Genomic DNA, 20734 nt, shown 5'->3' on the forward strand with positions numbered 1-20734 from the left:
TTGTCTGCTGGAACACCGCATCCGGCTTCGGGGAGCCTGTACACTCCGCAAAGACGCAAAAAACGTCATCCCTGACAGCTCAGCGCGGGCCATCCCTGGCCCGCGATGCTTTGCTCCGTGTACAGGCTCCCNCTCAGGGAGCCTGTACACTCCGCAAAGACGCAAAAAACGTCATCCCTGACAGCTCAGCGCGGGCCATCCCTGGCCCGCGATGCTTTGCTCCGTGTACAGGCTCCCCTCGCTTTACGTTTCGAGTCGTCTGGCCGAAAACACTGTATCCGGCGTCGAAGGGCTGTGCTTTCCTCAAGGACGCAAAAGGCATTGTCTACATGAGACGTCTGTAAGAGCTGCTACAGGATCACTATCCGGACCGAGTTAAGGCAGCGACGTCAGAAATTTCGGGCAATCGGGTCTTTCCGGATAAGCGGACCGTCAGCGGCCAGGGACGGCCGCTGCCGAGCGCACACGGACGTGTTCATAGCGTGTCCNCAGAAATTTCGGGCAATCGGGTCTTTCCGGATAAGCGGACCGTCAGCGGCCAGGGACGGCCGCTGCCGAGCGCACACGGACGTGTTCATAGCGTGTCCGCGTTCCGGAAAGACCCGATAAGCCGGGCACCGGGATCTGCAGCGACTTCTGTCAGCGATACCGAGCTAGCCTTTAGTCACGTTCACCCAGCGGCGCTGTTCCATTGAGTCTTCAATCGCCTGCAGAATGCGCTGATTCTCCCAGCCGAAGGCGAAGTTCGGGTAGCAGTCTTCGTCGCGGCAGATCCCCTGCACCAGGTCATGGACCTCCAGCACCTTGACGTCGAAGTAGCCTAAGCCACCTCCGCCAAAGTCGAAGCCGAAGAACGCTGAGTAAGCGGGGATCTGGCTGCCGGCGTAGAGCGTTTTAAAGCCGCGATCGCGTTTGTCGTCGTTGAAACGGAACACCTGCAGCTCATTAAAGCGCTCGCCGTCCATATACAGGGTGCCTTCGGTGCCGGAGACCTCCCAGTAGACGCCGAAAATGCGGCCGGCGGCGATGCGTGAGGACTCAATCACCCCGGCGGCACCGCTGTCAAAGGTCACCAGGCACTGCATCTGGTCGTCGTTTTCTACCGTACGGCGTTCGGCGTTGGCCTCGACCTTGCTGGCGTAGCCGCTGTCCACACCCGGTACCGGGCGGGTTTGCAGATGGGTCTGGCCGCTGGCGCACACTTCACTGACGCCGCCCATCAGGTACTGTGCTACCGACAGGGTATGCGCGCCAAGGTCGCCCAGCGAGCCGGAACCGGCCAGCTCTTTTGAACAGCGCCACGACCACGGCAGCTCCGGATCGTTATAGAAGCCCTGATCGAAGGTGCCACGGAAGCGCACCGGGGTGCCGATCTCGCCGCGTTCGATCAGCTGCCGGGCCAGCTGTGCCGCCGGGGTTTTGATATTGTTAAAGGCGACCATGGTTTTCACCCCTGCGCGGCGCGCCGCTTCCGCCATCTCGCGCGCCTGCGGCTCGGTTACCGCCAGCGGTTTTTCGCAGTAAACGTGTTTACCGGCGGCGATCGCCTCCAGCGCCATCTGATGATGCAGATGATTGGGGGAGGTGATATCAATCACGTCGATATTCGGATCCTGCAGCATTTCACGCCAGTCGCCAAATGCGTGCAGCGCGCCAAAGCGGCGGGCGGCCTGGTCGGCCATCGCCTGGTTCTGGTCGGCAATCGCGTACAGCACCGGCGTTTTCGGCAGGTTCGGGTAGAGCAGGGCGGCGCGGCGGATGGCGTCAGCGTGGGCCTGGCCCATAAAGCCGGAGCCGATCAGGCCGATATTCAGAGTGTCAGACATGGTGACTCCTTACAGAGAAAACAGTGAGGTAACGTGATTAAAGGCGCGGGTGACGGTGGGCACCGGCGGGGCGACCTGCGGGTCCTGTTCGGCTTCGACGATCAGCCAGCCCTGATAGCCACTGTGCTGAACGAAATCCACTACCGGCTGATAGTCGATCCAGCCATCACCCGGCACGGTAAACATGCCGCCGCGTACCCCCTGGTTAAAGCTTTCATCACTGGCGTAGACCTGCGCCAGCCGCTCGCGGCGGATATCCTTCAGGTGAATATGGCAGATGCGGCTGCCGAACTGGTCGATCAGCGCCGACAGATCGCTGCCCGCGGCGACGGCGTGGCCGGTATCCAGCAGCATGCCGACGTCGGCGGTGGTGGCCGAGAAGAAACGCTCGATCTCATCCTGGCGCTCAACCAGCATCATCAGATGGTGGTGATAGGCCAGCCGCAGGCCGTACTCCTGATACAGCGCCGAGGAGAAGCGGCTCATGCGCTGCGCGTAGCCGTCGAAGTCGATGGCGCTGAGCTTCGGTGAATGCGAGATACCGATGTCCAGCGGCGTGTCGCCCGGCATACCGCCGCACTCGCCGTAGACCATCACCTGGCAACCCAGCCCGCTGAGCAGCCGGGCGTGGGCGTCCACGTTGTGCAGCTCCTGCTCCACGCTGATATCGGCCAGCGTGCCGGAGAACCAGCCGGAAGCCAGTGACAGCCCGCTCTGCGCCAGCAGCGGTCGCAGGTTTTCGATCTCGCGCGGGAATTTTCGCCCCAGCTCGATGCCCTGATAGCCGACGGCGGCGGCCTCCTGCATGCACTGCAGGGCGGTGACGTTATCACCCAGGTCCTCCAGCACGTCGTTGGTCCAGGCCAGCGGGCTGACGCCGAGGCGGATACTGGCATTTGCCATCTTTTTACTCCTGTCTGAAATCAAAGTTTGATCTGCATCGCAGATTCGATTACTGCCTGCAAAATCCGTTGGTGTCCGCCGCTATCCGGCTGAAGATGGGAGAAAAGATAGCCTGCCAGCCCTTCACGGGTACATGCCTGTAGTCAGGAAGAAAATGTCTGAAATCACACTTAATCCGCAACCCGGCGAGGGATGGTTCGGCCTGTCGCGTTATGCCAGCGGAGAGACGCTCGGGCCGCGTACTCAGCGCGGCGTGCAGTTTATTGCGCTGCTTAGCGGCAGCGTCACCATTGAGGCCGGCAGCCGGGTCCTGCACCTGGTGCCCGGCACGCTGGCGCTGCTGCTGCCGGGGGAACGCGAGTTCTTTCGTTTTGATGCGGTGGTGGCGAGCGAGCATATCTGGTGCCAGCTGGATTTTACCGTGCCCCCGGAGGGAATTGCCGCCCAGCTGGCCGCGCTGCCGCAGACCATCGCCGTGGATAACCAGGTGGAACAGTTGATGGAGCTGGGCATGAGCCTGACCGCGCGGCGCAGCGGCTCGCCCAGGGTGCTGCTGTCGCTGGCCGAAACGCTGCTGTGGTACTACGCCTCCTGCGCTGAACGTCCGCAGGAGGAAGCCGCACAAACCATGCCCAAAAGCGTGCGTGAAGCCTGTAAATATATCGCCATGCGCTATCAGCACCCGCTGGCGCTGGAAGATATTGCCGCCCGCGCCCACTGCTCGGTTAACCACCTGATCGCGCTGTTCCGCCAGCATCTGCAGCTGACCCCGGCGCGCTACCTGCGTGACGTGCGCCTGCGCCATGCGGAACGGCTGCTGACCCGCAGCAGCCTGCCGGTGGCGCTGGTGGCCGAACAGTGCGGATTTGTTTCACCTTTCCACTTCTCGCGGGCGTTTAAGGCGCAGTTTGGCCTGCCTCCGCTGGCGTTTCGCCAGCAGTCGCAGCCGCTTCGGCGGGGATGAGAATAGTTCTCGAAACTCAGCACGCATAATGCGACAATTGCGCGTTTTTTTACTTTGGCGAACGATGCAATGAGTACGCAACATCACTATTCGCAGCTGATTGAGCTGTTTGACGGCTGCTTCCTCGACGACTTCAATACCCGCCTGATTAAGGGCGATGACGAGCCGATTTATCTGCCGGCTGACGAGACATCACCCTGCAACCGGGTGGTATTTGCTCACGGCTATTACGCCAGCGGCCTGCATGAGATCTCCCACTGGTGCATCGCCGGTGCCGAACGCCGCAAGCTGGTGGATTTTGGCTACTGGTACTGCCCGGACGGCCGCGATGCCGAAACGCAGAATAAGTTTGAATCGGCCGAAATCAAGCCGCAGGCGCTGGAGTGGCTGTTTTCAGTTGCGGCAGGCTTTCCGTTCAACGTAAGCTGTGACAATCTCGAAGGGGATTGTGAGCCGGATCGCATTGCGTTTCAGCGCAAGGTTCACGCTCAGGTGATGGCGTATCTGGATAACGGCATTCCTGCCCGTCCGGCGCGGCTGATTGCCGCGCTGCGCGATTTTTACTCTACCCCCCCGCTGACGGCGGCACAGTTTCCCTGGCCGGAAGATCTGTAACCGGCGGGGCGCACTGCTTAACTAAGGAACGTTATGATCGACGAATTTGAGTCGCGTATTCTTGGCCTGATTGACGATATGGTCGAACACGCCAGCGACGACGAGCTGTTTGCCGGCGGCTACCTGCGCGGGCACCTGACGCTGGCGGTCGCCGAAGTGGAGCTGAGCGGCGACCACAGCCGCGAGGCGCTGACCGCTCAGGTACAGCAGAGCCTGGAAAAAGCTATCCAGGCCGGTGAACTGTCACCGCGTGACCAGGTGCTGGTGCGCGGCATGTGGCAGAAGCTGTTTGAGCAGGCGACGCAGGAGGCCTGATCGCAGCGGCCGAAGCGCTGATTCAGCCGCTGGCAATAAACAGGGCGCAGTCACGATGATTGTGCCCTGTTGCGTTTCTGCGGGCCAGCGCCATCCGGCCGCAGGCCATCACTGTGTGAACCTCAATAGTCTTGTCATCAGCGCCGATCGGCGGCACTAGTCTGTCACGCGGTAAAACGTGCCCTGCCAGGCAGGCAGAGCATTCCGTTCTCCACCCTTAGCTTTCCGTCGTCACCGGCCTGCCTTTCAGCAACTTACGCACCCAGTAGCGGTTCGGGCTGGTGGCGGCCAGCGTGGCGCCGTCCAGCGGGATCGGCTCACCGCACATCTGCGCGGCCAGCACCTCGGCGGCCAGCGGCCCGCTGCACAGCCCGCGTGACCCCAGCGCACCGAGCACAAAGGCCCCTGCGTGCACCGGTGCGCTGGCGGCATTTTCCTGCTGCTGCGCCAGCCCGGCGTACTGTTCCAGCAGCTGCGGATAGTCGGGCAATGCGCCGATCAGCGGCAGGTGATCGCGGCTGGCGCAGCGTACCCCGCCGCGCGACGATCCTTCGCTGACATCAATATCCCCCGGCCAGCCAGCCTCCGGCAGGCAGCGCATCAGACGCGCGCGGTTCTCCTGCTGATCGCTTTCCCGGTAGCCGGTGTCGGTTTCGCCACGGCGGTAGCTGGCGCCGATGCAGTGCTGCTGATACTGCGGGCTGACCGGCGTCAGGTAGCCGTCGTAGCACAGTACCTGCCGCAGCGCACCGAGTGACGGGCTGGTCGGCACATGGCTTACCTGCCCGGCCACCGGATTCGCGGGCAGCTGCTCGCTCTGGCTGAAGCCGGTCAGCCGGTGGCCGGTGCACAGCACCAGGTTCTGATGGCGGGCGGCGGGTTGTTCACGGAAGTTCAACAGCCACTCATCCTGCTCCCGCTGCATGTCAATAAGCTCATGCTGCCAGCGCAGCTGCAGCCCGCCCCGTTCAGCCTTCAGCAGCAGTTCACGGGTCAGTTCAGCTGGCGAGAGCCAGCCGCCAAGCGGGTAGGTAATACCACCACAGCCGGTGACCACGCCGCACAGCGCTTCGGCCTCCGTCGTATCGACCGCGCGGGCCAGTTCGGCGGGCAGCCCCATCAGCAGCATCCTGTCGATTTTCGCCTGGCTTTTCTCATTCCACCCCAGCTGGGTGACGCCGCACCAGTCGTGTTCAAAGGTTACGCCCTGCTGGTCATAGTAGTGGCGGGCGAAGACAAACGCGGCGGGGAACAGCCGCTCCAGCGCCGGATCGTGCTGGTTAAGCAGTGGATAAAGTGCGCCCTGGCGGTTGCCGGAGGCCCCGGCCGCGGCCGCGGCATCGGCGCAGTACAGCGTCACCCGTTTGCCGCGCCGCAGCAGCGCCAGCGCCAGCAGCGCGCTGCTGATGCCGCCGCCGATTAGCGCGATATCGCCGTCGCCGGCGGCGGGGCGGGCATACCACGGGGCACGCGGGGCGCGGGTGACGGCGGCAGGCAGTTCGCCGACCAGCATCTCGCGCTTCTGGCCGTAGCCTTTGCGTTTGCGTACCGCAAAGCCCGCTTCAATCAGGCCACGGCGCACAAAGCCGGCGCAGGTGAAGGTGGCGAGCGTGGCACCGGGGCGGGCCAGCCGCGCCATGCACTGAAACAGTTCCGGCGTCCACATATCCGGGTTTTTCGACGGTGCAAAGCCGTCCAGGAACCAGGCATCCACCTGCTGATTCAGGGTGTCATCAAAAGTGTGAATAAGCTGGTTAATATCGCCAAACCACAGATCCAGCGTCACCCGGCCGCCGTCCAGCAGCAGGCGGTGGCAGCCCGGCAGCGCCAGCGGCCACTGTGCGCGCAGCGCGGCGGCATAGCCGGCCAGCTCGGGCCAGCTGGCGTGGGCGGCGGCGAGGTCAGCGGGCTGCAGCGGATATTTTTCACAGCTGATAAAGTGCAGCCGCTGCAGTGCAGCGTCCGGCTGCTGCAGACGGAAACGGTCGAAGGCCTGCCACAGGGTGAGGAAGTTGAGTCCGGTGCCAAACCCGGTCTCTGCCACGATCAACAGATCACGCGGATGGCTGGCGAAGCGCGCCGGCAGCCCGTTACCGTCGAGGAAGACGTAACGCGTTTCTTCCAGTCCGTTCTGGTTAGAAAAATAGACGTCATCAAACGCTCGGGATACAGGTGTACCCTGATCGTTCCAGCTCAGCTCAGCGTGTTCTATAGGGGCGGTTTTCAAGGGCAAAGGCTCGTTATCAGGCGGTGGCGCGATTCTAACTATGTGAGCTGGCCTACGCAAATTTACACAAGGATACGCTGATCGGACTTGTTCGGCGTACATCTGTACGCTAGAGTGCGTGTCGAATCCTAATAGAAGAAGTTAAGAGGTATTGAATGAAACGTGCTGTGATTACTGGCTTGGGGATCATTTCCAGTATTGGTAATAACCAGGAAGAAGTTCTGGCGTCGCTGCGTGAAGGACGCTCTGGTATTACTTTCTCGCAGGAGCTGAAAGATTCCGGTATGCGTAGTCACGTCTGGGGTAACGTCAAGCTGTCTAAAGACGAAATCACCGCACGTATCGACCGTAAGATGCTGCGCTTTATGAGCGATGCCTCTGTATATGCCTTCCTCTCCATGCAGGAAGCGGTAAAGGATTCCGGCCTGACCGATGAGCAGTACCAGAACAACCCACGCGTGGGCCTGGTGGCCGGCTCCGGCGGCGGTTCGCCGTTCTATCAGGCGGCCAGCGTTGACGGCATGCGTGCCAAAGGCCTGCGCGGCGTTGGCCCGTATATGGTGACCAAAGCCATGGCGTCCGGCGTTTCTGCCTGCCTGGCAACCCCGTTCAAAATCCACGGCGTTAACTACTCGATCAGCTCCGCCTGTGCCACCTCTGCGCACTGCATCGGTAACGCGGTAGAGCAGATCCAACTGGGCAAGCAGGATATCGTGTTTGCCGGCGGCGGCGAAGAGCTGTGCTGGGAGATGTCCTGCGAGTTCGACGCGATGGGCGCACTCTCGACCAAATACAACGAAACCCCGGAAAAAGCCTCGCGTACCTACGATGCAGGCCGTGACGGCTTCGTCATCGCCGGCGGCGGCGGCATGGTGGTGGTGGAAGAGCTGGAGCACGCGCTGGCGCGCGGCGCGCACATCTATGCGGAAGTGGTCGGTTACGGCGCGACCTCTGACGGTGCCGACATGGTTGCCCCGTCAGGCGAAGGTGCGATGCGCTGCATGCGTCTGGCGATGGAAGGCGTGGATACCCCAATCGACTATCTGAACACCCACGGCACCTCGACCCCGGTCGGTGACGTGAAAGAGCTGGGTGCGATCCGCGCGGTCTTCCCGGACAAAACCCCGGCGATGTCCGCTACCAAAGCGATGACCGGCCACTCGCTGGGTGCCGCCGGCGTGCAGGAAGCCATCTACTCGCTGCTGATGCTGGAGCACGGCTTTGTTGCGCCAAGCATCAACATCGACGAGCTGGACCCGGCTGCAGAAGGCCTGGATATCGTGACGACGCCGACCGAACGTCCGCTGAAAACCGTGATGTCCAACAGCTTCGGCTTCGGTGGCACCAACGCCACCCTGGTCATGCGTAAGCTGTAATCCTTTCGGGGGCGGGCTCTCCGCCCCCGTTGCTTCGATACTTACACTCCGTTTTTTCTGCTTCTGCCGCGTTGCGACTAATGCACCTTTGTCGCGTTGCGACTAATACACCTTCAGTAATCAGCGCTGCTTATGCCTGTCAGGTATTCTGTCTCTGTCTCTGTCTCTGTCTCTGTCTCTGTCTCTGTCTCTGTCTCTGTCGGTCTGTTTGCCTGCCTGTCAGGCTATGGCGATCGCTTATTGCTTTTCCTTTTCAGGCTTTACGGCCGGCGTCTGCAGATAATACCAGCCGTCAAACGGCAGCATCAGCGTATCGCCAACCAGCGACAGCGGCAGATCCAGCGCACACATCCATGCGTCTAAAAAGCAGCGACCGTCCTGCTGCGTACCGGAGTAAAACGAGTTTTTCTGATAGGTTTCCGGCGTGCGGGTTTGCACGGTGGCACAGCCTGTCAGGCCAATTATCACTGCGATTAGCACGCTCTTCCTTGTCATTCTGTCCTCCATAGAAAAAACGGGTTTGCGCAGCATATGACGCGTGGGTTCTGCATGGGCGATGATTCGTGCGGTAGCAGGTGAGTACGGATTGGTGTAGACTTTGATGTGCATTATTGTGATTACTGAGGAGTACATTATGGAGCGCATTCTTGCTGAGAAAACAATAAATATCACTGAGCTGAGAAAAAATCCGGCGAAGTATTTTATTGATGAACCCGTTGCCGTACTCTCGAACAATCGTCCGGCGGGCTATATGGTCAGCGCCAGAGTGTTCGAAGAGCTCATCGACATGCTGCAGGACAAGCAGGAGACCGTTCATGGTCTTGCCCGTTTCAGACCCAATGCAGCGCGTTTGAACGAGATTACCGCCAGCGGTCAGGAGCTGCTCGACCGCGCTTCAGATAACGACCTCAGGGAGTTCACGGAATGAGCATCAGGGTTTTCAAGTCGACGTTGATTAGCCAACAGCTGGCACCTCAGGAACTTGAAGACCTGGTTGCGGATTTTCGCGGTTATAAACAGGATGGCGTACTACCAGATACGTTTGGCCGCGACGCACCTTACGATGATGCCGCCACATATCCTCTGGTCAAACGGGAAGAGGTGGCGCATTTGCATCTGGCCGATGCCAGTGCGCCTTTCCCGAAATTTCTCCGCCAGTTCAGAAGAACCAGTGATAGTGCGCATCTGGTTTACTGCCAGGGGGCGATGGAATCAGACGCTTACCTGCTGATTATTATTCTGAAACCTGATGCACATAAACTGGCCCGAGATAACAATAATATGCATAAAATTGGCTTGATGGCCGAAGCATTCAGGATGAAGTTTTAAACTCTTTTTTACTCTACGCCCTCTTTGTTATCGGTCGTTCCACCTCTATTCACCTGGTCACCTGGGGAAATTGCGCCCTGCACCTGTCGTTGTGCCTTTGCCTGTCATGTAACAGCGTAGCGGGGGAGAGGCAAGTTATACGATTCAGCTATCATTTTTACCGCACCTGCCGGCACGCTGGCTGACAACGATTGACGAAATGAAACTTATAAGCCAGTATTTGTTTTCTTGAAAAAAAAATTCTAATTGCGCTCAGCGCAGGCGGCGTGCCGCCGGCAGGGAAGCCGCGATTGTCCAGGGAGCCACCGTCATGTCCAGCCATACAGAAACCCGTCCGGCGCAGACCACCGTGCCGCTGGCGACCATTTCGTTCGCCGTCTTTTTAGCCTATCTGACCGCCGGACTGGCGCTGCCGGTGATCCCGCTGTATGTGCACCAGGAGCTCGGCCTGAACAACGTTATGGTCGGGCTGGCGGTGGGCATTCAGTTTTTTGCCACGCTGCTGACCCGAGGTTATGCCGGCAGGCTGGCCGACCAGCGCGGCGCGAAGCGCACCGCCCGGCAGGGGATGCTGGCGCTGGCGCTGGTTGGTGTGGCTTATCTGCTGGCGGCGGTACTGCCGCTGCCGGTGGCGGGAAAATTTGCGCTGCTGGTGGCCGGGCGGCTGCTGCTGGGCTTTGGCGAGAGCCTGCTGCTGACCGGTAACCTGACCTGGGGGATGGGGCTGGTCGGGCCGAAGCGCTCCGGCCAGGTGATGTCGTGGAACGGTATGGCGATCTACGGTTCGCTGGCCGCCGGTGCGCCAGTTGGCCTGTGGCTGCACGGGCAGTGGGGCTTTATGGCGCTGGGCGCGGCCACCGTGCTGCTGCCGCTGCTGGCGCTGGCGCTGAACGGCTGGGTGCGGGCGGTGCCGGTGCACGGCGGCGAACGGCCGTCGCTGTGGAAGGTGGTGGGGCTGATCCTGCGTCCGGGCTGGGCGCTGGCGATGCAGGGCACCGGCTTTGCGGTGATCGGCACCTTTACCTCGTTATACTTCGCCGCCCAGCAGTGGGGCAACGCCGGCTTTGCGCTGACCGCCTTTGGCCTGTCGTTTGTGCTGATGCGCATCCTGTTTGGCGGGCTGCCGGACAAGTTCGGCGGAGCACGGGTAGCGCTGGTGTCGCTGGCGGTGGAACTGGTGGGCCTGCTGCTGCTGGGGATTGCGAGCAACGGCTGGATGGCGCTGGCCGGCGCGGCGCTGACCGGCTGCGGCTGCTCGCTGGTATTTCCGTCGCTGGGTCTGGAAGTGCTGAAACGCGTTGAGCCGCAGGTGCGCGGCACCGCATTAGGCGGCTTCTCGGCGTTCCAGGATATTGCCTATGGTGCCAGCGGCCCACTAACCGGCCTGCTCGCCGGCGCGCTGGGTTATGGTTCGGTGTACCTCGCCGCCGCCGCCTGTGCCGCCGTCGGGCTGATGATCACCCTGGGCTTTCTGCGTCAGGCGAAGTAGCTGACCTGCACCGGCTTACTGACCGCCATCGGGCTGATAATTATTTCCGGTTTTCTGCGTCAGGTGCGATAGCTGAGCCGTGCCAGCTTGTCGGCCGCCTGCGCCGCCCTGGGCTGGCAATGACTTTCTGTTTTCTGCATCAGGCGCGGTAACTGAGTCGCGCCAGTTTATCGACCGCCTGCATAATTTCGCCGGGCTGCAGCGCTGAATAACCGAGGATCCAGCCCTGCTGAGGCGTAGTGTGGCGGCAGAGCGGCGACAGCGGTGGCAGCACCAGCCAGGGGACGGCGGTTGGCGACATAATTGGTCTTATCCGGCCTGAAAAATGGGTATTACTATTAAGGCCGATCTGCCCTTATGATGGCAATCTGAATTTATCGGGGAGCATGTCAATGTCATCAGCATCAGCATCAGCATCAGCATCAGCATCAGCATCAGCATCAGCATCAGCATCACCATCAGCGTTAGCGTCGCCATCGCAGTCACTATCAGCATCAGCGTTAGCGTCGCCATCGCAGTCACCATCAGCATCAGCGTTAGCGTCGCCTTCGCAGTTATCAACAGCATCAACAGCATCCGCATCCGCCGTACTGGCCTTTCCACCCGCTGAACCCCAGCAAAGCGCGCAGCGGCTGGCCGAAAAACTGGCGCATTATGCCGACGCCTGGGATCTGGCAACGGACCTGGCACAGGGCGTTGACGCGATTGTGGTGATCGACACCCGCTCTGAGCAGCACTATCAGCACGGGCATATTCCCGGCGCGGTCAGCTTTCCCCATCGCCTGATGACGGCAGAGAGCCTCGCCGCGCTGGATCGCAGTAAAGTCTATATTACCTATTGCGACGGCATCGGCTGCAATGGCTCGACCAAAGGGGCGTGGAAGCTGGCGTCCGCCGGGCTGCGGGTGAAGGAGCTGATCGGCGGGCTGGATTTCTGGCAGCGGGACCAGCATCCGCTGGCGGCGGGCACTGAGCCGGGCAGCTGGCCGCAGCAGAGCAGCCAGCCGGAGTGTGGTTGTTAAACTGAAACTTCCCGCTTCAGCGCTACCGGCTGGCAGTTACCCGCCAGCCGGTAGCGCTGGCTTTCAGCAGACCGGCACCGGATGCGCACCGCCGGTGCGGCAAAACAGCACATGTCTGTAATCGCTGTCATAGCAAAGGTATCCTGACGGCGCAGACCGCAGACCGCAGACCGCAGACCGCAGGAGACGTCAGCTTTACAGCAGGATCCACAGGATCAGCATCACCACGATGGCCGCCGCAAAGGCGGTAAACCAGGTTCTGCTGCTGCGCGGGGCAGGAGGGAGCGGCGGCGGCGCGTTGCCGGTCAGCGGCTGCGGGCGGATCTGGCTGGCGGCCAGCGGCAGCTCCTGCAGGGCGCTGGCGCGGCGGCTGAACAGCAGGTTTAACAGATCCTGCACCTGTGCCGGGGTCAGTACGGACTGCGGCGGCGTGCCGAAGCGCTGCTGGCTGTACTCTTCCAGCATGCGCTGTTCGCCGCTGTCCGGCGGCTGCTTCAGCACGGCGGTCAGCTGATGCAGGGTGGGGGCTGGCTGCTGGTTCAGCGTCTGGCTGGCGTGCAGGTACTGGGTCAGCAGCGGGAACACCCGCGCGGGGATCGGATCGCCGCTGTGCAGGTTCACTACCTTAAGCACCAGCGCCCACAGCTTCACCGGCTGTTCGCCGGTGGTGGCCGCCAGTCGGGTAACCTGCTGGTTAAGCGTTTGCTGCTCGGCGGGCAGCAGCGTGCGGCCGGTCGGCGGCGTCTGCTGCGGCTGTGGAATAGCCATCTGGCCGTTCTGCAGCATGGTCAGCACCTGGCGCAGCTGGTCGGGATTCAGCGAGCTGAGTACGGTGTGGCCAAACTGCTGGCGGATAAAGTCGCTCACTGCCTGGCGGTTGTTGCCGGTCGGCAGCCGATCGGTGAGCTGCTGCAGCAGCTGGCGCGTGGCGTGGCCGTCCTGTACCTGGCTCAGCCGGGTATTCAGAAACTGCTCAGCCTGTGGAAAGTGGCGCGCCAGCAGGCCGGCATCGTTTTTTACCCCCACCTCATGGCGTAAACCGGCCCACAGCTCCGGCGCTTTCAGCGTGCTCAGCGCCATAATTTTGACGATCAGGCGTTCCAGCGTGGTGCGCTGCGCCGGCGTGAGCGGCTGGTCGCCGGCCAGGGCGCGCGGCGTGCCGCCGGGGGCGTCAATAGCCGGACGATCGGCAGGGAGAGGTGCACCGGGGCCACTTAACGGTTGCATAGCGAAATCCTTCAGTCAGGGTCGAGATCCGGGGCCGCCGGAAAACACAGAATGGTAATCGGCTATGATAACAATCCCGCTGGCTGATAAACAGACCGGCGCGGCCCGTTCGTACCGCTTTCCACGACTTTTTTCTGCTTCACCGTCATCACGCCCTGTTCCTCTGTTCCTTATCATCCTGCATCCTGCATCCTGCATCCTGCATCCTGCATCCTGCATCCTGCATCCTGCATCCTGCGCCGGCGATCAGCGATAGCTGAGGGTCCATGTGAGGGTGGCATCCGCTTTTCCGGCCTTAACGTGGGTGGCGTACTGATAGTATCGGGCAATCAGCGGTACGCTGATGCCGTCCCCGGTCAGCGGATAGCGGGCAATCTGCCAGGCTTGCCCCAGCGTCAGCGGGGTACGGCCATCGCCGTGCAGAATCTGCAAGGCCACGCCCTGCGCGGCCAGCGGCTGCGCGCTCAGCGCTACCAGCCCTGCGCCGCTGACGCCCGCCGGTGACTCCCCGTCCAGCTGTAGCATCACGTCAACGCTGCCCGCCACCTCGCGGTCGCACAGCAGATTGAGCTGGAAGAGTTTATCGCTGCTGGTGGCACCGACGCCGCGGGTGCCGCGCAGGCTGACCCCGCCGAGTGAGACGGTCATGGAGGCGTTACCGCGCACCCGGCAGCTTTGCGCCACAAAGGTCAGCCAGCGGTCGGCCCCCTGCAGCAGCAGCGTCACCCGCTGCCCACCCTGTTGCGATCCCATCTCCAGCAGCGGGATCTGCGGGCTGACCAGCGCCGCCCGCCCGGCGGCGGGCGGCGTCTCCGCGGTCTTCACAATGCTGACCTCGACGCTGAAGGTCAGCCGCTGCCAGTGCTGCGACGGTTGCCCGTCCGCGGCGGCGTGGTTGTCGACCCGTAGCCCGCTGTCGACGCTGCCCGGTTCGCTGCTGCGTTCACCGTTAAGGGTGGTGAACAGCGTCAGGCCGTTGCCAAGCGCGGTGCTGCTGGTACGGCGATGCAGCCACAGGTTCTCTGCCTGCGGCTGCGGCGAGCTGATGCTGCACCAGACGCTCAACGGATAGCGCTGACGGAACACCTCCCGCCCGACCGGCAGCGAAGCGGAGATTTTTAACGGCCCGGCGCTGCGGGCGTTGAGGGGCAGGTTCTGCCCCTGCTCAGAGACGCAGTTGAGCGCCGCGGCACAGGGCGGCAGGCTGGCGCACAGCAGTGCGGTGAACAGGGTGGGCGGCAACAGCGTACGCAGGCTCATCACGGTTTCTCGTTGGGGTTGGGAAGGGAACGAGCCGTCATCGGAAGACAGACGGCGTTGAGCTGGCGGATCCCGCCAGGTTTGGCGATAGCTACGGGGAGTTGCAGAGCAATCTGGCACAAAGGCTGTTCCCCGCTGGTCACCCGCATGTGGGTGAGGCCGGGAGGAAGTTGTACGTAGATGGTGTTGCCCTGGGTCACTCTGCCAAGCGGATCGCCGTGCGTATTACTCACCTGTGCGCCGAATGGCAGACCCTGTCCGTCAGGCCGGGTTACGTGGATCAGTACCGGCTGGCCGAGCCGGGTGGCAAAGTTCATCCGCACCAGCGCACCGGCACGCGGCACGGTTTTTTGGCTGGTGATGCGCAGCGCCACGTCCTGCGGCAGGCCCAGTGGATCGATAGCGATCTCATTGCGCCGGTAAGGCATCAGCCAGGGCACCAGCGCCCGCCCGCTGCCGTCCAGCTTTATTCCGGGGTAGCCGCTGATGCCAGCCCCCGCAGCACCGGGCGCGCTAACCAGCGCCATGGTGTCGCTGTACCAGGGGCTGAAGATCAGGCCGTCGCGCACCAGCGCCACGCCGCCACCCAGCCCGGCTGACCAGGCGCGGCTGTGACCGCCAAGGCTGATGCTGCTATCCAGCGTAGTGGCCGGCAGGTGCCAGCTGGTGGCCAGGCTGGCGCTGCTGTTCTGCTGTTCATCGCGGTTCAGCCCAAGATCGTAGTCGAGCAACTGCTCGTCCAGTGAGCCGCTCAGCCCCAGTTGGCTGCCGGAACCCTGATTGCTGCGGCTGAGGTTCATATTCAGCGACGGCGAGTGAGCCGTGTTACCGAGCGGCAGCGCAATGCGCAGGGCGAACAGCATCTCTTCGCCGCCGCGGCTGCGCACCCGGCTGGCGGAGAGCGACCAGGCGAGAGAGCCAAACGCGTTGCTGTATCCGGCCTGTAGCTGGTGATCCTGGCCGTCATTACTCCAGTGGCGCTGGGTTAGCAGCGCCACATTCAGTTGCCCCCATGTCTGCGGTAAACGCTGGGAAAGGGTGAGCGACATGCGGCTGCGCGGCTGGCGCAGCTGGCCGAAACCGGGATACTCAGGGTGCTTCTGCTGATATATCCACTGGACGGCGTCGCTAAGGTCGAGGTAATCCGGCGATGAGAGCTGTGAAACGCTGGCGGAGAGGGTGGTCTGGCTGTTGATAAAGACTTTGCTGTAGGCGAGCCGGTAGCGCTGCCCCTGACGAAGCCGCCCGCCGGTACGGGTCTGTGCGGTGGTGGTATCCAGCGAAATCGAACCGAATGACGTGCCCAGTGCGCCGCCGGCCAGCAGCGAACGGTAGCCTTCGCTGGTCAGCAGGCCGCCATAGCCGGTGAGCAGATTACTGACGCCGTACTGCAGCGTGCCCTGAATGACCTTCGGGCTTCCCGGCTGGTTCAGGTTGCGCAGCGTACCTGCGGTAACGCTGAACAGGCCGTTACCGGGCCTGACCAGTTGCGGCAGCGAAGCGTAAGGCACGCTGAAGCGGCTTTCACGTCCGTCGGCCTCTCTGACCGTCACCTCAATGTCGCCGCCGTAGCCGGTGGGATAGAGATCGTCGATCTGAAACGGGCCGGGCGGCACGCTGGTCTCCAGCAGTAGCGTATTGCCCTGGCGGATGCTGACGTGCGCGTTGCTCTGCGCCATCCCCTGAATCACCGGCGCGTAGCCGCGGCGCGAGTCCGGCAGCATCGACTCGTCGCTGGCCAGTGAAACGCCGCGCCAGGAGAAGCTGTCAAACAGGTAGCCGCTGGTATCGGCATCGCCCAGCGTCAGCCGGGCGTTCAGCGCGGTGACATCGTGCTGTAGAGCGTTAAACAGGCTGTTGTAGTCGCTGCCGCGCTCCGGCTGCCAGCTGAGCGTGCCGCGGTGGGCAAAGTGAAAGCCGCCGAGGTTAAGCGCCAGTTCGTTGCCGCTGTAAAAGGAACGGTAGTGGGTGCCGCCCTGGCGTGAGTCGTAGTAATTGCTGTCGTAGCCTGCCAGCAGCGCGTTAACGCCGTCATCCCACAGCAGCGGGCTGATGCTGTCGCGGGCGCTGTGTTGCAGCAGCGCCTGCGGCAGGCTGATGTGCAGCTGCAGACGGCTGAGGTCGGCGCGGATCCGCGACTGCGGGATCAGCTGCGGCAGCGTCACGCACTGCTCCTCATCGTCAAGCTGCCGCAGTGCGGCGCTGTTGATCCCCTGCGGCTTCACCGGCAGCATTCCCAGCAGCGCTTTTTCGACGCAGATCGTCGACGCTGCCGCCGTGCGTTTAACGGTGATCTCTCCCTGCCCGTACGGGCGGCCGTTAACACGCAGGTCGAGATGGTAGTGGCCCGGTGGCAGCGGGGAGGGGCGCTCGAACAGCGTGAGATCTACCGGCTGGGAGAGCTTGTGCAGAAATCCGGGGTCAAAGTGCGCCTCGCCGCCGCCGGTGGCGGGCCGGGCAGCGCCAGGCAGCAGGATTAGCAGCAGCAGGGCGAGCGGCAGGCGTGGCTGCCCGACCTCGCGCTGCTGACGCCGATCGTTATGCTGCACCGGGCGCCGGCGGTAAGGGTACCGATCCATCCGCCATCATTTCCGGTCTGCGGTCGGTTTGATATCCACCGTTGTTTCGCTGCCGTAGTCGTTAATAATGTGGTAGCTAATCGTCGGGTTCATTAGCCTGCCGACGGGCTGGTCCATGCGCACCGTCGCGCTGCTCAGCGGCGGGATCATCTCCCCGCTCAGGCTGGTCAGCGTTTTACCCGGCATGTTGATAACCATGCGCGACAGGTTGATAAAGTAAGGGGAGGGATTGTCCAGGCGTAAGGCGCGGGGGTCAGTCGTGACCGTTTGCCAGTGCAGTTGCCTGGCCGCCGAGACGGCGCCCTCTGCCGTTAAGCCGGTCGGGCGAAAGAAAATTTTAATGCGCGTGCGGATCGCCATTTGCAATGTGTTGCTCCCCGCCAGCGCGGCATTTTTGGGCGGGATATCCAGCACGTTCAGCCAGAACACCGACTCGCGATCGGTCGGCAGAGCTTCCCCGGTCCAGGTCAAACGTAGCGTCTGACCGGTGTGCGGCTCCATGCGGAAAATCGGCGGCAGCAGAACAAAAGGCGCGTTGATTTTACTCAGGTCCTGTTCCGGATCGCCTTTATCGATCCACGCCTGTACCAGCGACGGCAGATTGCTGTCGTTATTCAGCTGTACGCCGACCTCACGCTGGTTCTGCGGGTAAATCACCCGCGTGCCGTTGACCAGTACGTTGGCTGCAGCTGCCACCGGCAGCAGCAGCAGCAGCCCGAACGTACGCCATGAAATCCTTTTCAGCCTTAACATAGCCACTGTCCCTGGAGTTATTTACTTTATACTGCAGTAAATGACGTAAGCGTCAGAAATAACTGATTGAGTAATTAACCTGGGAATAGACGTTCCCGCCCACGACTTTATCCACCGCGAAGTATTGTGCGAAATATTTTAGCGTTGCTGCATTATCTTTAATTTTGAACGAAGGCCCCTGATTCTGTGACGGATCATTGACGGTGATTTTTTGCCGATCCTGGTCAAGAAGCTGCACCTGAACGTTTCTGGCCGTGCCGATATTAACCAGGTTGCCGGTGATCGGGTCGGAACTGAGGCTCTCAAACAGCGCACGGGTATTTTCGGTTGCGTTCTGGCACTCGCTGAGCTGCATCACAATCGGCTGGACATTCGCTACTGAGCCAGCCGCAGGCAGCGCGGTGACGGAGATTGGCGGGAAGGTGATCTCGGTGGTACTGCCGTTACCATTGACACTTATTTTGCAGGTGGTATTGGTAATTTCACCTTTGAAGGTCAGAACGCCATCATAGGCGCTGGCAGAAAAAATGGACAGCAGCGATGCGGCGACTAACGACGCGCGGAAAAGCGAAGTTCTCATAGGTAAGTTCCTTTTAATCTTGCCTGAATTATTGATTGTCGATGTGAATAGAACCTGAGTATTTATTTCAGGTCCTATGAGATCAATCTTAAATCAGCGTGAAAAATGGTAAATAGCAAAACAGCCAAATAATCGATTAATGCGATGTTATCGATTTTTACCTGGCTGTCATGCAGGAGGAAATATCGTGAAAAAGGGTAAGGTGGGGGTGATTTACTGGCAGGATGAGTTATTGAATGGCCTTTGCCGTGATGCAAACGGGCGAAAGGATGACCAGCCCTCTCTGGCGCTGAGAGGCGGGCCGTCCCGGCCAGACAGAGGCGGGTAGCAGCGGTGCCGATCGGGTGGGTTTGCTGCCGGCCGCTGCTAAGGTTAGCGGCGGCCAGAGATTACTCGACCTCGGGTGCTGCCGCGGCGGGCTGATGTTTCCGCCTGCGCAGCGTAGTGCGCAGGCGCTGGGCCATCACCACCCCGGCCAGCGTCAGGCCGCCGCCGATAAAGTGATACAGGTGCAGCGATTCGTGCAGGAACAGGATGGCAATCACCGCGGTGAAGATCGGCACCAGGTTCATAAAGATGCTGGCGGTGCTGGCACCCAGGCGCATCACGCCCTGGATCCACAGGAACGGTGCCAGCACCGAGGCCGGAATGGCGGCAAACAGCACCAGCGGCAGATTGTGCGCGTTGAGGCTGACGTCAGGTGCCAGCATGAAGCCGGGGGTCAGCAGCAGTACGCCGAACAGTATCTGCACCCACAGGCTCTGCCAGTTCGGCAGGTCCAGCGCCCAGCGTTTGGTCAGCACGCCGTACAGCGCATAGGAGGCGGAGGCGGCAAACATCATCAGCTCGCCGTGGCCGAGGCCGTGGCTTAGCAGCTGAGCGGGATTGCCCTGGCTAACCAGCCACACCAGGCCGGCAAAGGAGACCAGGCTGCCGAGCAGGATCCCCAGCGTTGGGGCCAGCCGCAGCAGGACCACGCTGAGCAACACGGTGAGCAGTGGGATCAGCGCGTTCAGAATGCCCATAAACAGCGCGCTGACGCTGTGCGCGGCGTAGTAGGCGAGGCTCTGATAGAGCACCATGCCCAGCAGGCCGAGCACCAGCAGTTTCCACCACACCTGCGCAATCTGCCGGCGGTTACGCCAGACGCCGGGCAGGGCGAACGGGGTCAGCACCAGCAGGGCGATCAGCCAGCGGTAGAAGGAGATGGCGGCGGGATCGATGGCGCTGGCCGACATTTTGCTGACCACGGCGTTAACCGACCAGATAAAAACGGCCAGCAGGGGATAGAGGAAATTCATCATGGGACTCAGTGTTGCAAACGGTGCTGTGCAGTGTAATGCTGTCTCATTTGAAATGGATAACGATAATCAGACAAGTTTTCATTCGGAGCAGACAACGTGGTCCAGCAACTGACCTATATTCCCCCACAGGCCGCCGGTGAGCCGCTGTTTTTCCGCTTTGAACAGGCCAACGCGCAGACCGAATATCTGCCCCACAGTCACGTCTGGGGGCAGGCGATCTTCGTTAAATGCAACGTACTGGAGATGCAGGTGGATGGCGAACGGTTGCTCACCCCGGCAAACATCCCGATCTGGATCCCGCCGGGCACCCTGCACGCCAGCTACAATCATAAGCAGGCCCATTTCCGCACCCTGAATATCGCCGCAGAGCGCTGTTACGGCTTCCCGACCTACGCCTGCCTGCTGCGGGTCTGCCCGGTGGTTCAGGCGATTATGGATGACGTGGCCGCCCGCCAGCTGGAGGTGCCGCACACGGCTGAGGACCAGCGCCTGTGCGAGGTGCTACTGGATCGGCTGCGCCAGGCGGAAATTGAAGCCAGCTATCTGCCCAGCTGCCAGGACCGGCAGCTGGCACCGATCCTGCAGGCGCTGGAGCGCAACCCGGCCGATAACACTACCCTGGCGCAGTGGGCGGCGCGGGTCTACACCACCGAACGCACGCTGTCGCGCCGCTGCCAGGCGCTGCTGGGGCTCAGCTTCAGCGAGTGGCGTCAGCGGCTGCGCTTTCTGCACGCGGTGTCGCTGCTGGAACAGAACCTCAGCGTGCAGGAGGTGGCGCTGGCGCTGGGCTACAGCTCCGCGTCGGCGCTGATCGTCATGTTCCAGCAGCAGTCCGGCACCACGCCGGAGCGCTACCGCGCGCGCATGTAATGTGCCGGAGCACTACCGTGCACTGCATGTAATGTTTTGTCGCCCGCTGCGGTCGCAGGTGTCCGCGGCGGCGCTTTATGGCAGAATAACGCCCC

The 20734-nt window shown here is 61.8% G+C and carries 22 protein-coding genes; 9 read left to right on the top strand and 13 right to left on the bottom strand.

All coding sequences use genetic code 11. The features are described from left to right. Positions 1–653 precede the first annotated feature (653 nt). Together ASF13_RS17800 and iolE are read right to left on the bottom strand one after the other, a co-directional pair. Positions 654–1826 (bottom strand): Gfo/Idh/MocA family protein, encoded by a 1173-nt coding sequence (locus ASF13_RS17800; protein ID WP_056239356.1) that lies wholly within the window; start codon positions 1824–1826, stop codon positions 654–656. A 9-nt stretch (positions 1827–1835) separates the two neighbouring features. Beyond that, positions 1836–2729 carry a myo-inosose-2 dehydratase gene (iolE, locus tag ASF13_RS17805; protein WP_056239359.1) on the bottom strand — a complete coding sequence of 298 codons (894 nt, stop codon included), beginning with the start codon at positions 2727–2729 and terminating at the stop codon, positions 1836–1838. A 154-nt stretch (positions 2730–2883) separates the two neighbouring features. Between iolE and ASF13_RS17810 the strand changes: the two genes are divergently transcribed. The 3 genes from ASF13_RS17810 (at position 2884) to ASF13_RS17820 (ending at position 4623) form a co-directional block, all read left to right on the top strand. Further along, positions 2884–3693, top strand: coding sequence for a helix-turn-helix domain-containing protein (locus tag ASF13_RS17810; protein WP_056239361.1), 810 nt, complete (start codon positions 2884–2886; stop codon positions 3691–3693). 69 nt (positions 3694–3762) lie between these two features. Continuing rightward, entirely contained in the window at positions 3763–4308 is a 546-nt protein-coding gene (locus ASF13_RS17815) for an elongation factor P hydroxylase (protein WP_056239364.1), read from the top strand. A 33-nt stretch (positions 4309–4341) separates the two neighbouring features. Beyond that, entirely contained in the window at positions 4342–4623 is a 282-nt protein-coding gene (locus ASF13_RS17820) for a YfcL family protein (RefSeq protein WP_056239369.1), read from the top strand. A gap of 217 nt (positions 4624–4840) precedes the next feature. Here ASF13_RS17820 and mnmC read toward each other — a convergent pair whose 3' ends face one another. Continuing rightward, on the bottom strand, positions 4841–6850 hold the full coding sequence (gene mnmC / locus ASF13_RS17825) for a bifunctional tRNA (5-methylaminomethyl-2-thiouridine)(34)-methyltransferase MnmD/FAD-dependent 5-carboxymethylaminomethyl-2-thiouridine(34) oxidoreductase MnmC (protein ID WP_056239373.1): 2010 nt from the start codon (positions 6848–6850) through the stop codon (positions 4841–4843). A 155-nt stretch (positions 6851–7005) separates the two neighbouring features. Here mnmC and fabB point away from each other — a divergent pair, with 155 nt between their 5' ends. Further along, a complete protein-coding gene (gene fabB / locus ASF13_RS17830) occupies positions 7006–8226 on the top strand; it encodes a beta-ketoacyl-ACP synthase I (RefSeq protein ID WP_056239376.1) in 1221 nt (406 codons plus the stop codon). 237 nt (positions 8227–8463) lie between these two features. On the opposite strand, the gene ASF13_RS24095 is transcribed toward fabB, so the two are convergent. Further along, the gene (locus ASF13_RS24095; protein ID WP_162237203.1) at positions 8464–8835 is read right to left on the bottom strand and encodes a YceK/YidQ family lipoprotein; all 372 of its coding nucleotides are present in this window, start codon (positions 8833–8835) and stop codon (positions 8464–8466) included. Positions 8836–8860: 25 nt separating this feature from the next. Here ASF13_RS24095 and yafN point away from each other — a divergent pair, with 25 nt between their 5' ends. From yafN to ASF13_RS17850, 3 genes are all read left to right on the top strand, one after another. After that, complete coding sequence (yafN, locus tag ASF13_RS17840; protein WP_056239744.1) at positions 8861–9154, top strand: type I toxin-antitoxin system antitoxin YafN; 294 nt, start codon at positions 8861–8863, stop codon at positions 9152–9154. Positions 9155–9156: 2 nt separating this feature from the next. After that, positions 9157–9555 (top strand): type II toxin-antitoxin system YafO family toxin, encoded by a 399-nt coding sequence (locus tag ASF13_RS17845; RefSeq protein WP_199177613.1) that lies wholly within the window; start codon positions 9157–9159, stop codon positions 9553–9555. A gap of 310 nt (positions 9556–9865) precedes the next feature. Further along, positions 9866–11044: an MFS transporter gene (locus ASF13_RS17850; protein ID WP_056239385.1), complete on the top strand. Its 1179-nt coding sequence runs from the start codon at positions 9866–9868 to the stop codon at positions 11042–11044. A gap of 139 nt (positions 11045–11183) precedes the next feature. Here the strand turns inward: ASF13_RS17850 and ASF13_RS24485 are convergent, their stop codons facing one another. Both ASF13_RS24485 and ASF13_RS25045 read right to left on the bottom strand, forming a co-directional pair. Further along, entirely contained in the window at positions 11184–11345 is a 162-nt protein-coding gene (locus ASF13_RS24485; protein ID WP_156365617.1) for a hypothetical protein, read from the bottom strand. Positions 11346–11353: 8 nt separating this feature from the next. Beyond that, complete coding sequence (locus ASF13_RS25045) at positions 11354–11620, bottom strand: hypothetical protein (protein ID WP_235515047.1); 267 nt, start codon at positions 11618–11620, stop codon at positions 11354–11356. Between the two features lie 14 nt (positions 11621–11634). Here ASF13_RS25045 and ASF13_RS17860 point away from each other — a divergent pair, with 14 nt between their 5' ends. Beyond that, on the top strand, positions 11635–12066 hold the full coding sequence (locus ASF13_RS17860; RefSeq protein ID WP_056239747.1) for a rhodanese-like domain-containing protein: 432 nt from the start codon (positions 11635–11637) through the stop codon (positions 12064–12066). Here ASF13_RS17860 and ASF13_RS25205 read toward each other — a convergent pair. The 7 genes from ASF13_RS25205 to ASF13_RS17890 form a co-directional block, all read right to left on the bottom strand. Further along, positions 12063–12197, bottom strand: coding sequence for a hypothetical protein (locus ASF13_RS25205; RefSeq protein WP_255354464.1), 135 nt, complete (start codon positions 12195–12197; stop codon positions 12063–12065). The genes ASF13_RS17860 and ASF13_RS25205 overlap by 4 nt on opposite strands. 64 nt (positions 12198–12261) lie before the next feature. Next, positions 12262–13293 carry a flagella biosynthesis regulator Flk gene (gene flk / locus ASF13_RS17865; RefSeq protein ID WP_056239391.1) on the bottom strand — a complete coding sequence of 344 codons (1032 nt, stop codon included), beginning with the start codon at positions 13291–13293 and terminating at the stop codon, positions 12262–12264. A 246-nt stretch (positions 13294–13539) separates the two neighbouring features. After that, positions 13540–14553, bottom strand: coding sequence for a fimbrial protein (locus ASF13_RS17870; RefSeq protein ID WP_056239392.1), 1014 nt, complete (start codon positions 14551–14553; stop codon positions 13540–13542). Next, positions 14553–17132, bottom strand: coding sequence for a fimbria/pilus outer membrane usher protein (locus tag ASF13_RS17875; protein ID WP_056239395.1), 2580 nt, complete (start codon positions 17130–17132; stop codon positions 14553–14555). The genes ASF13_RS17870 and ASF13_RS17875 overlap by 1 nt, the downstream gene beginning before the upstream one ends. Positions 17133–17138: 6 nt before the next feature. Then, the gene (locus ASF13_RS17880; RefSeq protein WP_056239398.1) at positions 17139–17885 is read right to left on the bottom strand and encodes a molecular chaperone; all 747 of its coding nucleotides are present in this window, start codon (positions 17883–17885) and stop codon (positions 17139–17141) included. 52 nt (positions 17886–17937) lie between these two features. Then, a complete protein-coding gene (locus ASF13_RS17885) occupies positions 17938–18465 on the bottom strand; it encodes a fimbrial protein (protein ID WP_056239401.1) in 528 nt (175 codons plus the stop codon). A gap of 389 nt (positions 18466–18854) precedes the next feature. Further along, entirely contained in the window at positions 18855–19766 is a 912-nt protein-coding gene (locus ASF13_RS17890) for a DMT family transporter (RefSeq protein ID WP_056239404.1), read from the bottom strand. A gap of 99 nt (positions 19767–19865) precedes the next feature. Between ASF13_RS17890 and ASF13_RS17895 the strand changes: the two genes are divergently transcribed. Beyond that, positions 19866–20639, top strand: coding sequence for an AraC family transcriptional regulator (locus ASF13_RS17895; RefSeq protein ID WP_056239407.1), 774 nt, complete (start codon positions 19866–19868; stop codon positions 20637–20639). Positions 20640–20734 lie beyond the last annotated feature (95 nt).

It is taken from the genome of Erwinia sp. Leaf53 (assembly GCF_001422605.1).
Lineage (GTDB): Bacteria > Pseudomonadota > Gammaproteobacteria > Enterobacterales > Enterobacteriaceae > Erwinia.